The 12,397-nt window shown below is 46.4% G+C and carries 8 protein-coding genes; 4 read left to right on the top strand and 4 right to left on the bottom strand.

The features are described from left to right. The first annotated feature begins 22 nt into the window (after positions 1–22). The 4 genes from L0U88_RS03040 (at position 23) to L0U88_RS03025 (ending at position 8,329) form a co-directional block, all read left to right on the top strand. Positions 23–2,314 carry a TonB-dependent receptor gene (locus L0U88_RS03040; protein ID WP_289623300.1) on the top strand — a complete coding sequence of 764 codons (2,292 nt, stop codon included), beginning with the start codon at positions 23–25 and terminating at the stop codon, positions 2,312–2,314. A 93-nt stretch (positions 2,315–2,407) separates the two neighbouring features. Further along, positions 2,408–2,788, top strand: coding sequence for a hypothetical protein (locus L0U88_RS03035; RefSeq protein ID WP_234864132.1), 381 nt, complete (start codon positions 2,408–2,410; stop codon positions 2,786–2,788). Between the two features lie 40 nt (positions 2,789–2,828). Next, the gene (locus L0U88_RS03030) at positions 2,829–7,190 is read left to right on the top strand and encodes a CusA/CzcA family heavy metal efflux RND transporter (RefSeq protein WP_234864131.1); all 4,362 of its coding nucleotides are present in this window, start codon (positions 2,829–2,831) and stop codon (positions 7,188–7,190) included. A 5-nt stretch (positions 7,191–7,195) separates the two neighbouring features. Then, on the top strand, positions 7,196–8,329 hold the full coding sequence (locus tag L0U88_RS03025; protein WP_234864130.1) for an efflux RND transporter periplasmic adaptor subunit: 1,134 nt from the start codon (positions 7,196–7,198) through the stop codon (positions 8,327–8,329). On the opposite strand, the gene L0U88_RS03020 is transcribed toward L0U88_RS03025, so the two are convergent. The 4 genes from L0U88_RS03020 to L0U88_RS03005 are packed head-to-tail and all read right to left on the bottom strand — an operon-like array spanning position 8,330 to position 12,391. Next, positions 8,330–8,644: a cupin domain-containing protein gene (locus L0U88_RS03020; protein WP_234864129.1), complete on the bottom strand. Its 315-nt coding sequence runs from the start codon at positions 8,642–8,644 to the stop codon at positions 8,330–8,332. A gap of 11 nt (positions 8,645–8,655) precedes the next feature. Further along, positions 8,656–9,849: a glutathionylspermidine synthase family protein gene (locus L0U88_RS03015; protein WP_234864128.1), complete on the bottom strand. Its 1,194-nt coding sequence runs from the start codon at positions 9,847–9,849 to the stop codon at positions 8,656–8,658. Between the two features lie 39 nt (positions 9,850–9,888). Beyond that, positions 9,889–10,734, bottom strand: coding sequence for a type 1 glutamine amidotransferase (locus L0U88_RS03010; RefSeq protein WP_234864127.1), 846 nt, complete (start codon positions 10,732–10,734; stop codon positions 9,889–9,891). Positions 10,735–10,759: 25 nt separating this feature from the next. After that, on the bottom strand, positions 10,760–12,391 hold the full coding sequence (locus L0U88_RS03005) for an amidohydrolase (protein WP_234864126.1): 1,632 nt from the start codon (positions 12,389–12,391) through the stop codon (positions 10,760–10,762). Positions 12,392–12,397: the final 6 nt, after the last annotated feature.

The following is a 12,397-nucleotide window of genomic DNA, read 5'->3' as shown; positions in this document are numbered from 1 at the left end:
ATAAATTTAGACAAGACTAAATATGAGATACTGGATAGTGGGATATGTTTTATTGGTGCTCTCAATTACAGGCCAGGCACAGGTTTCAGCACTTTCAGTGCAGGTGGTGGAAGAGGGCACAGGATTACCGGTAGCTTTTGCAACGGTAAAAGCAAAAGCCAGTGGGAAGTCTGTTCTGGCGGATAGCCTGGGGAATTTTTCACCCAATGATCTGGTTGAATTGGGTAAGGAGCGGACCGTACTACTGGTGTCAGCTGTGGGCTATGAAACCCGTGAATGGAACTGGAAAAAAGGAGAGCTACAAATTCAACTCGTATCCACTTCAAAAGAAATGGATGCGGTTGTGGTAAGCGGAACCATGCGGGCCGTTGTTCGTTCTGCCAGCCCGGTTCCGGTGGAAGTGTATTCCGCTCAATTCTTTCGCAAAAATCCAACTCCGAGTTTATTTGATGCGCTGCAACTGGTGAATGGTGTTCGTCCGCAATTGAATTGCAATGTTTGTAATACGGGCGATATCCATATAAATGGACTTGAAGGACCTTATACGATGGTATTGATCGATGGCATGCCAATTGTCAGCAGCCTTGCTACCGTTTATGGTTTACAGGGAATCCCCAGTTCACTGGTGGAGCGGATCGAAGTAGTAAAGGGCCCGGCTTCCTCCTTATATGGATCTGAAGCCATGGGTGGACTCATCAACGTCATAACCAAAAACCCGGCAAAAGCCCCCCGCTATTCAATAGAATATACCGGAACCAGTTGGCGGGAACACAACCTGGACGCTGGTTTCAAAATCAGAATCGGTGCTAAAAGCCAGGCATTGGTGGGGGTCAACTATTTTAATTACACGCATCGCATGGATAAAAACATGGACAATTTCACCGATGTAACTTTACAGAACCGATTGTCTTTATTCAGCAAAATCCAATGGGATCGTAAGCAGGGGCGACAGGCCGGTATGGCAGTTCGATTTATCACAGAAGACCGTTGGGGAGGTGAAATGCAGTGGACCCGCGCTTTCCGGGGAGGAGAGGAGCGATATGGAGAACAGATCAGTACCAATCGGTTGGAATGGATTGGGAACTACCAATTACCCACAACCGAAAAACTACTGTTTTCTTTTTCTGCCAATGCCCACCAGCAGCGGTCTGCATATGGTTCTACAATTTATAATGCGGATCAGTACATTGGTTTTGGTCAGCTTACCTGGGAAAAAAAGGCTGGCAAACATCAGCTGCTTTCAGGTATTGTTAGCCGTTATACCTATTATGATGATAATACTCCTGCAACAAGGGCGTTGGATGGAAAAACCAACCGGCCCGATAAAGTATTGATTCCCGGAATTTTTGTACAGGATGATATCTCATTGCATAAACAGCACCAGTTGCTGGCTGGATTGCGGTACGATTATGACCGCCGGCATGGAGCTATTTTTACTCCAAGGGTGGCTTACAAATGGAAACTTTCCGATAAGGACTATATACGTCTGAATATGGGTACTGGTTTCAGGGTGGTGAATCTGTTTACCGAAGACCATGCAGCTCTTACAGGTGCCAGGGAAGTTGAAATTGTGGGAGACCTGAAACCTGAAAGGAGTTATAATGCCAGCCTCAATTACAGTCGCAAGCTGGTGGTTGGTAACGGTTTCATGAACCTGGAAGCTGCCGGATGGTATACTTACTTTTCCAACCGGATCATTCCGGATTATATTACCAATGCGGACAAGATTATCTATGCCAACCTCGATGGGTATGCGGAATCACTGGGTGTAAGCCTGAATCTGGAAGGACAGTTGAGCAGCAGGTTGCGGTTTACAACCGGACTAACGGTGCAGGATGTACGAATTTCAGACCGCGATGACCAGGGTCGCTTGCAACGCAGCCGGCAACTCCTGACCGAGCAGTGGTCGGGCACCTGGACGCTCTCTTACCGATTTGGTAATGCCGGCTGGTCGGCTGATTATACAGGCTCTGTCTATGGTCCTATGCTGTTGCCATTGGTTTCTGAGCTGGATCCCCGTAAACCGGAGTCGCCGGTATGGACACTTCAGCACCTTCAAGTCACTAAAAAATGGAAATCTGGTGTTGAGTTTTTTGGGGGCGTAAAAAACCTGTTGGATTTTACGCCCGACAGAGGAAATCCTTTTCTGATTGCCCGCGCTCATGACCCGTTTGATAAACAGGTCGTTCGCGGCGCCGGCGGACAGGTAATAGCCACCCCCGAAAATCCTTACGCACTCAGCTTTGATCCCACCTATATGTACGCCCCCAACCAGGGCCGCCGGGTATTTGCAGGCATACGGATCAGTAAGTAGCATGGAGGATGGAAGAATGGAAGAGGGAGGAAAGGATGGCCCATCTTCCATTCTTCCCTCTTCCATTCCTCCGGCTTTCCCTATCTTTACCCTGTGAAACCAAGAATCACACTCTTCTTTATGGTTTTACTGGTGCTGACACAAACCGAATTGCACCAGGTGCTGAAACTGCCGGTTCTCATCGTGCATTTTCAGGAGCATCGTGCATTGAATAAGGACATCTCCCTATTGGATTTTTTCGTTGATCATTATATAGATCAGATTATTCTGGACAACGACGATCAACGCGACAGTCAGCTCCCATTCAAAACAACGCATTGCGTTAATACTACAATTGTTGCTCTTTCTGAACCGGTTCAGCTGGACCTCCGACCAAGGGAAGCAAGCGTTGAACGAGAATTTAATATTCACCGGGCAGATTTCCCAAGAGCCGGTGCTCTACACAATATTTTCCAGCCTCCCAGGCATACATGATCATTCCGATTTTTTATTGATCATGTAAAATCTTAATTAAATGTTGAATGCAATTATCCGCTTTTCCGTACGGAACAAGCTGATTATCGGTTTATTTATAGCAGGATTAATCGGATACGGAGCCTATTCGGTTTCAAGGTTACCAATTGATGCACTCCCAGATATCACCAGCAACCAGGTACAGGTGATTACCGTTACACCCACCCTGGCAGCTCCTGAAGTAGAGCGCCTCATTAGTTTTACCGTTGAACAGGCCACGGCCAATATTCCAGGTATTCACGAAATGCGATCCATCTCCCGGTTTGGATTATCTGTGGTTACCATTGTTTTTAATGATGATATCGATTTATACTGGGCCCGTCAGCAGGTTGCCGAACGGATTACCCTGATTCGGGAACAAATACCGCAGTTGGCTGGTACACCTGAAATAGCACCCCCCACCACCGGTTTGGGAGAAGTGTTTCAATACATTCTAAAACCCGCGCCGGGTTATGAAAGCAAAATTGACCTTACTGAATTGCGTTCCATCCAGGACTGGATAGTTCGTCGCCAATTACTGGGCATCCCCGGTGTGGCAGACGTAAGCAGTTTTGGTGGTAAACTCAAGCAATATGAAGTAGCGGTTATGCCTGACCGTTTGAAAAGTATGAACCTCACCATTGCGGATGTTTTTTCCGCATTGGAAAAGAATAACCAGAATTCCGGAGGCGCTTATATTGAACGCAATAAGGCTGCGCTGTTTATCCGCACAGAGGGACTGGCAACTTCCCTGGATGATATCCGTTCCATTTACATCAAGAATACCAGTAACGGATTGCCGGTTTACCTGCGCGATGTGGCAGAAGTAAAAATAGGACACGCTGTTCGTTACGGTGCCCTGGTAGACGCAGACAAAGGAGAAGTTGCCGGTGCAGTAGTATTGATGCTAAAAGGCGCCAATGCCTCCCAGGTTGTGAAAGATGTAAAAAAACGGATTGCCGTTATTGAGCAATCATTACCTGAGGGAGTGCAACTGGAAGTGTTTTACGATCGTACGAAAATGGTAGACAATGCCATTTCTACAGTAAAGAAAAACCTGATCGAAGGTGCCCTGATTGTGGTATTTATCCTGGTTTTATTTCTGGGGAATCTAAGAGCCGGACTCATTGTTGCATCCGTGATTCCGCTGGCCATGCTCTTCGCGGTGATCATGATGAACGTTTTTGGAGTATCCGGTAACCTGATGAGTTTGGGTGCCCTTGACTTCGGACTAATTGTGGATGGTGCCGTTATCATTGTGGAAGCTGTGATGCATCGGCTCTACCATAGTAAAACCTATGAAAAAGCAAGGCATATCAGCCAGGACGAGATGAACAATGAAGTAGAACATGCATCCGGCAAAATGATGAATGCGGCTGTATTCGGCCAGATCATCATCCTGATTGTATACCTGCCTATTTTGTCTCTGGTTGGAATTGAAGGCAAGATGTTCCGGCCCATGGCCATGACCGTTAGTTTCGCTCTCATTGGCGCCTTCCTGCTTTCGGTTACCTATGTACCGATGATGAGTTCGCTGGCATTAAGTAAGAAACTCAATCACAAGGCAACTCTTTCTGATCGATTGATGGATAAACTGGTGAATTGGTATCGACCACTGCTGCAAAAAGCACTGACTATACCTGCCTGGTTGGTTAGTGGAGCATTGGTGTTTTTCCTGTTTGCCATTTTTCTGATGACGCGCCTGGGTGGAGAGTTTATCCCAGAATTGGAGGAAGGCGATTTTGCAGTTGATACACGCGTATTGGTGGGCAGTTCCCTTACCACTTCTATTGAAGCATCCCAGCAGGGAGCCGGCTTGCTGCTGCGTAAATTTCCTGAGATAAAAAAAATTGTGACCCGGATCGGAGCAGCGGAAATACCCACAGATCCAATGCCCATTGAAATGAGTGATATGATTATTCAGTTGAAACCAAAAGAGGAATGGACCAGCGCTGAAACCTATGATGAACTGGCGGATAAAATGAGCCAGGAACTGGCAACTATACCCGGACTCACAGCCGGTTTCCAGTTTCCGGTACAGATGCGTTTCAATGAACTGATCTCTGGTGCAAGACAAGATGTAGTGTGTAAGATTTTTGGTGAGAACCTCGACTCATTGTCTGCCTATGCACATCACCTTGCCGGGGTAGTACGGAAACTGGAAGGGGCTGCAGATATATATGTTGAAACGGTTACCGGACTGCCACAAATTGTGGTCACGTATAACCGGGCAGCTATCTCCCGCTACCAATTGCAGATTGCAGATATCAATAACCTGATTCGTGCTGCATTTGCAGGAGAGTCGGCCGGCCTGATCTACGAAAATGAAAGACGCTTCGATCTGGTGGTTCGATTGAGTGAAAAAGGCCGGCAGGATATCAGCCAGATTGAGCAGTTGCTGGTGCCTACTCCAACCGGTTTGCAGGTGCCCTTGTACCAGGTAGCTGATATTCAGATCAAGGAAGGACCCAACCAGATTCAACGGGAGGATGCCAAACGACGGATCGTAGTGGGCTTCAATGTCAGGGGCAGAGATGTGGAGTCAGTAGTGAGTGAGTTAAACAAAGAAGTCAATCGTAGCTTAAAGTTTCCCGCCGGTTATTATGTGCATTATGGCGGACAGTTTGAAAACCTGCAACAGGCGAAAGCTCGTTTGATGATTGCCGTACCTGTTGCCTTACTGCTTATTTTTTTCCTGCTGTATTTTTCTTTTGGATCCATCAAATACGGGCTGCTTATATTTTCAGCCATTCCATTATCTGCGATCGGTGGTGTGTTCGCGCTCTACCTCCGTGATATGCCTTTTAGCATTTCAGCGGGTATCGGATTCATTGCACTTTTTGGTGTGGCAGTTTTAAACGGGATCGTTCTGATTGCAGAATTCAATCGCCTTAAAAAAGAAGGCAATCATTCATTAAAGGATATTGTTATGGAAGGAACCAGTTTGAGATTGCGTCCGGTACTAATGACAGCATCTGTTGCTTCCCTGGGCTTTTTGCCGATGGCGCTTAGTCACGGTCCGGGTGCCGAAGTACAACGCCCGCTTGCAACCGTTGTTATTGGCGGATTGTTAACGGCAACCATTCTCACGCTCTTTCTCCTTCCTGTTTTGTTTGTATGGATAGAAAAGAAATGGGGTATGAGTAAAAAGGCCGCAGCCATGGTAGTAATCGTACTTGCCGGATTAGGGTCTACTAACGTACAGGCACAAGTGATAAATGAACATCCTGTTCCACTTGATTCTTTACTGGTACTGGCAGAGCGGCAAAACCTGGGTTTAAAAGCTGCCAGGCAGCAGGAGGATTATTTTAAAGTGCTGCAATCAGGAACGTTTGAGTTACCCAAAACTGCATTGGGAATTGAATACGGCCGTTTCAATTCCGTATTCCACGACAATCGTCTCTTTATGAACCAGGGATTGCAATTGCCTGCTGTGTATAAGTCTCAAAAGAATCTATATGCTCAGCAGGAGCGATTGCAGGAAGCAGCTACGGGTATCCAGGCCAATGAACTCAAAAGGGAAATCCGGATGCTGTATCTGCAATTGATAGACATCCGGGAGCGGGAGTTGGTTTTACAATCACTTGATACGGTGTACAGCCGGTTTGGTAAAGCAGCAGCATTGCGTTTACAAACCGGTGAATCTAATCAGTTGGAAAAAACAACGGCGGATGCCATGCTGGAACAATTGCAATTGCAGTTGCGTCAATTGGTGCAGGACCGCCGGGCGATTCAGCAGCAATTGATGGCGCTTACAAACACAACTGATTATTATCAGCCTCTTTACCAGGAGCCGTTACTGGAGCCTATACAATCAGCCGGGTTAACCGGTGCACCGGGGCTCCGTTATCTGGAGCAATTGGGGGAAGTTGCCAAGGCTTCAGGCAAAACTGATAAGGCGCAGTTGCTGCCCGAGTTTACGATAGGGTATACTAATATGTCCATTGTGGGATATCAAAGCAAAAACGGGGTGGATAATCTGTATTTTGGTCCGGGTTACCGCTTTCATTCAGTCAATTTTACGATGGGGCTTCCCTTGTTTATGAAAGCTACCCGCACCCGGGTTAAAGCCGCTGAAATCCAGGTGGAGCAGGCTTCTACGCAGGCTTCCGCCTTGCTGCAGTCACTTCAGTACCGACAGCTTCAATTGGAAGAGGAAATGAAAAGGTCACGCGATCAGATAAATTATTTCAGACAATCTGGTAAAAAACAGGCAGACGCCCTGCAGTTACAGGCCCGGGCTGCTTATGAAAACGGAGAGATTGATTACCTGCAATGGACCATGCTGATGAATCAGAGCATCAACATCCGGCTGAATTATCTGGACGCCGTGAAGGCGTACAATATGAAATTGGTTGAAATGAACTTTGTAAATGGAAATTAAGATCAATGAAAAAATTATCAATTATATATTCGGTATTAGTTGTTGCGGCCTGTAATACGGCAGCACCCAAATCCGAAACAACAGCATCAGAATTGTTGACTAACCAGGTTGAACTGGATAGCAGCCAGCTTCGGATGGCAGGAATTGTTACCGGTAAAGCGCAAACAAAAGACATCAGCAGTACACTAACCGTAAACGGAGTGGTGGATGTACCCCCGCAGAATATTGTATCGGTGAGTTTTCCGTTAGGAGGGTATTTAAAATCAACCCGCTTGCTACCGGGTATGCGGGTGCGAAAAGGAGAAGTGATTGGTACCATTGAGGATCAGGCCCTGGTGCAATTACAGCAGGACTACCTGGTTACTAAAAGTAAACTGGATTATCTTAAACAGGACCTGGAGCGGCAGCGGATTCTCAATGAGAACAAAGTCAACGCGGATAAAGTGTTACAGCAGGTGACTACAGACGTGGAAAGTCAGCAGGTATTATTGAAAGGATTCAGTGAAAAACTGCGACTGGTAGGCCTGCCTCCGGAACAGCTGACAGCTGAAAATTTATCGCGTTCGGTTGCCCTTCGTTCGCCTATTAATGGATATGTGTCCAAAGTAAATGTGAACATTGGTAAATATGTAAATCCTACTGATGTTTTGTTTGAACTGATTAATCCTGATGATATGCATGCCGCACTGACTGTTTTTGAAAAGGATATGGCTAAACTTCGAATAGGCCAGCGTGTTAGTATGCAGTTTGTGGATGAGCCGGAAATTGAATATCCGGGTGAAATTTTAATTTTTACCCGCAATGTGGATGAAAACCGGAGCGGTACCGTGCATTGCCATTTTGAGAAAATGCCGGATCACCTGATGCCGGGTATGTTTCTGAATGCTACAGTTTTCCTCGATAAGCGCAAAGCACTCACTGTGCCCGAAGAGGCAGTGGTACGGTTTGGAAACAACCAATACATTTTCCGCCAGGTGAAGCCACTGACCTTTGAAATGGTGGAAGTAACAACAGAACCGGCTGGTAATGGATTGCTTTCCATCAACAGTACTGCACTGAACCTGGAAAAGGAAGAACTGGTAATCGCCAATGCATACTCGGTATTGGGAAAACTCAAGAATTCCGCGGAAGAGGAATAATCAACGATAGGCTTCCCGAACGGGAGCCCAGCTGTCAATTACCTTACAGTCTGTCAATGCGATAGCACTGTGAGGTATATTGGCAGGGATTACCTCTACATTTCCGGCTTTGAAAACGGTTGTGTTTTCACCGATCGTCATCTGCAGTTCTCCTTCCAGGATATAGGTGATCTGTTCGTTTTCATGTTCATGAAGGGGAAGGACAGCTCCTTTGCGGATTTCCCAAACAGCCAGGGAGGATTTTTCTCCATGCAGAAATTTTCCGAATAATCCGGGCAGGACTTCTTTTGCAGTGATATCATTAAGGTGTTGCATACAGGAATTTATTATTGTTCAAAAAAGCAGACAGATCCACCCACCCATTCTTTGTCTTTATTATAGCGGACACCGATCATTTTGCCTTTGCTGAGGCGTGCCAGGTTGATGGCAGGTTTGGGTCGATCCCATCCTTCCTTCCACAGATACATGATCCGGATTTCCGCTTTGGCAGGTATATCAGGCGTGGGAATGATAGCTGCATACTTTACTTTTTTCTGCAGAATCCAGTTTTGGGGATCTTTGATGGCGCTTATATCATCCGGACTTATATCAATCACTACTCCTTGCCCGGCAAACGAGAATAGTGGCTTCAGTACATACTGACTCAAGTCCGCCGGCAGACTATCCAACTCGTTCAGAAAATAGGTAGGAGGTATATAGGGATGTTTGATAAAAGGCATGGTGAACTTGCTGATCCGGTAAAACCAGTTGGGATGCGGAACCCATTCAACATCGAAATCCTGCGTGATGTCAATATAATTCCCCAACTGATCTTTCTGCGCGTTCAGGTCATCAAATATAACGCGATTGTATATGCGCTTTACGCGAATTCTTTTACCCTCTTTTGTATAATAAAGCGCTTTCCCTTCCTGTTCCAGTTCGGTTATGCATACCGGTTGGATGCCCAGGTAGGTTTGGGTGCAGTAAAAATCGATCCGGGTTTTTTGTTCATGAGGTTTGATTTCCAGCAGGATTACTTCTTCCGGCTGATGCGTACCGAGTACAATGGAACGTAAATCATCCAGGTAGGTTTCTTTGGTATATCCACCAAGGTATTGAGAAAAATTCTCCGGAATTTCGAAATGACGTTGCAATACTTCCGGGTAATAGACCTGGAATCCGAATAGGGTGGGGAACCCCTGCATTTCTATCAATTGTGGCTCCAGTTCGTTTTGTTCATTTTCGCAGACGCCGAAATCAAATGCAATCATGTGCGCAAAGGGGGTTTCATTTGGTACCCTTTCTGCAGGAGGAATGCTGCGTTCGGTGATTGTTTTGAAATCCGGTTCCAGTATCCGGTCTACAATACGTTCACAGGCATCCAATACTTTTTGCTTGAAAACTTTATCTGCCAGTATAGGTGTTTCCGCCACACGGAATTCTATTTCTCCGGGATAGGCACTGTGCAGGTCCTTTATAAATGCTTCGTACCGTTCTTTGGTGAATTGCTGGTTAAAAGAAGTTCTCCAGGATGAAACCATAAAATTTTGCCTTTGTTTGAAGATACAGAATTGCCGCTTTTATCCGGCTTCTGCAAAGGCTAATTGTCCAATTGCATGATTCAGAAAATTGGGAAGCACCTGGGAATAAGTGTACAGGATTTTATCCGGATCATTCAGGTGTTCGATCATGCTCTGCCATTTTTTAAAACCATGGCTTTTAATAACGGTTTCCTTTTTATCGTCGCGCTGCAGGTACATACTCATGCCAATGGCATCCGCTTCCGGATGAAATTGCGTGCCCACCATGTATTCATTAAAACGGAAGGCCATCATGGCACGTTCAAGCGGCACATGTAGTCTTTCCTTTTCGATTGCCAGAATTTTTCCGCCCATATGACGGATGCGGTTATAGTTGGGACGGATCACCTGGAAATCGCGACTGTCCACTGCGTAAAAGGGATCTTTAAGGTTCTGAAAAACGGGCTCTTTCTCTGCACCGGGCAGCATATGAACAGGGAAAACACCAAATGCGGTGGATTTGCGGGCTGTCACTTCTCCTACACCGTAATGCCTACAGGCAAGCTGGTAAGAATGGCAAATGAAGAATACTTGTTTCTTACGGGAATGTAAAGGATTGTTATTGAATTCTTCCACGGATCCCAGCCAGCCAAAATAGGCCGCTTCCCAGGCCGATCCTTCACTTTCGAGTGGTGATCCGGGTCCGCCGCTTGAGATATAAATATCATAGCTTAAGTCAGGCGTCTGCTGTTGCAGGCGTATTTCAAATTCGTCCCATTCCAGATCCACCTGGTGCTGATCTGCATACAGGTTCAAAATTTCACGGATACACCGCATGCCCTGATTTTCCACCCCTTCGTACAGATCCAGAATGGCTACCCTAATCTTACCCAAATCCATTGCCATAGCTGCAAAAATAAAGATTTCTCCTTTAGAACACTTTTTGGCCACCAACCCAGGTGCCGAGGACACGGGTAGAGAGCAGGGAGTCTTTCGGTGCCGTTAGCAGATCCCGGTCAAGCAGAATGAAATCGGCTAGTTTACCGGGTTCCAGGCTGCCTTTTTCGGATTCTTCGAAATTGCTCTTTGCTGCCCAGATGGTCATACCCCGAAGTGCCTGCTCCCGGGAAAGTGCGTTCTCCGGCTGGTAACCACCTTCAGGATAGCCGTTGGCGTCCTGTCGGGCAACCGCGGCAAAAAAGGTTTTAAAAGGGGAAATATCCTCTACAGGAAAATCAGTTCCCAGGGGAATCCAGCCATTTTGATCCATTAATTGTTTGAATGCATAGGCTCCTTTCTCTCTTTCAGCACCCACTCGTTTTCCAGCCCAGTACATATCAGAAGTGGCATGTGTGGGCTGTACGGATGGAATAATTCCATGGGCGCCAAAGAGTACGAAATCATCTGGATTCACCACCTGTGCATGTTCAATTCTCCAGCGCCGGTCAGATTGACCCTCGAGATGCTTTGCATAAATCTTGAGAATAGTACGGTTCCCACTGTCTCCGATAGCATGTGTATTCATCTGGAAAGGTGAGTTGGCAAGTAGTGCGGCCACGGAATCAAAATGTTCGGGATTGCTTAACAGAAATCCTTTGTTGCCGGGATCATCTGCATAATCGTGCAACAGGCAGGCGCCTCTTGAGCCTAATGCACCATCTGCATAAACTTTAAACGATCGAACATTGAGAAAGGGCGTTTTGATAATGCCTTTTGGAAGGATATAATCATAATTGCGTTTGGCATCGCTTAGCATGGCATATACACGCATTTTCAGATCACCGGATTTTTGCAGACTGTCGATGAATTCCACTTCTGTATAATCAAGACCACAGTCGTCAACCGTTGTAAGTCCCATCGCAAAACAGTTCCGTTGTGCATCCTGCAGCGCTTCCTTCATCTGTATTGCAGTAGGAGCGGGTATTTTTGAGCTTACCAGATCAATCGCGTTATCAATCAGGATTCCCGTCAGTCTTCCGTTTTTCACTTCGATGGTACCACCTGTTAAACGGTCTCCGGCTTTGATACCCGCCAACTCAAGGGCCCTGTCATTAGCGATAGCGGCATGCCCATCTATCCGGCTTAATAATACCGGGCGTTCCGGGAACAAACGATTGAGATCTTCATTGGTAGGAAAATTTTGGGCAGGCCAGTCGTTCTGATCCCACCCTCTGCCAATCAGCCATCCTTCCGGAACATTTGATGAAAATTTTACCAATGTATCCAGTATGGATTGCCAGCTGGTAGTACCTACCAGGTCGGCTGTTTGCAATCCCAAGCCATAGCGGTAAAAATGACAATGTGCATCAATAAAACCAGGGTAAATGAACTGTCCGCCTGCATCCAATACTTCTTTGGTCTGGTATTTTTCCAACAATTGCGCATCAGCTCCCAGTTCCAGGATTTTTCCATCCCGGATAACCATGCCTGTCTGTTTGCTGAACTGGCTGTCAACCGAATAAATAACGGCATTGCGGATAAGCAGATCTGCTTCGCTCTTGTTGCTGCAGCCCCAGTTACCCATGATCATGAGTGCCCCAATAAATAGTCGTAACGTTTTCAAGTACTG

The sequence above is a fragment of the Flavihumibacter fluminis genome, from assembly GCF_021491375.1.
Classification (GTDB): domain Bacteria; phylum Bacteroidota; class Bacteroidia; order Chitinophagales; family Chitinophagaceae; genus Flavihumibacter; species Flavihumibacter fluminis.
Note: the sequence above shows the minus strand (reverse complement) of the source record. Positions and strands in the feature narration are given on the sequence as shown.

Coding starts and splice junctions, on each gene's coding strand:
- L0U88_RS03040 (WP_289623300.1), top strand. CDS start 23: ATGAGATACTGGATAGTGGGATATGTTTTATTGGTGCTCTCAATTACA.
- L0U88_RS03030 (WP_234864131.1), top strand. CDS start 2,829: ATGTTGAATGCAATTATCCGCTTTTCCGTACGGAACAAGCTGATTATC.
- L0U88_RS03025 (WP_234864130.1), top strand. CDS start 7,196: ATGAAAAAATTATCAATTATATATTCGGTATTAGTTGTTGCGGCCTGT.
- L0U88_RS03020 (WP_234864129.1), bottom strand. CDS start 8,644: ATGCAACACCTTAATGATATCACTGCAAAAGAAGTCCTGCCCGGATTA.
- L0U88_RS03015 (WP_234864128.1), bottom strand. CDS start 9,849: ATGGTTTCATCCTGGAGAACTTCTTTTAACCAGCAATTCACCAAAGAA.
- L0U88_RS03010 (WP_234864127.1), bottom strand. CDS start 10,734: ATGGCAATGGATTTGGGTAAGATTAGGGTAGCCATTCTGGATCTGTAC.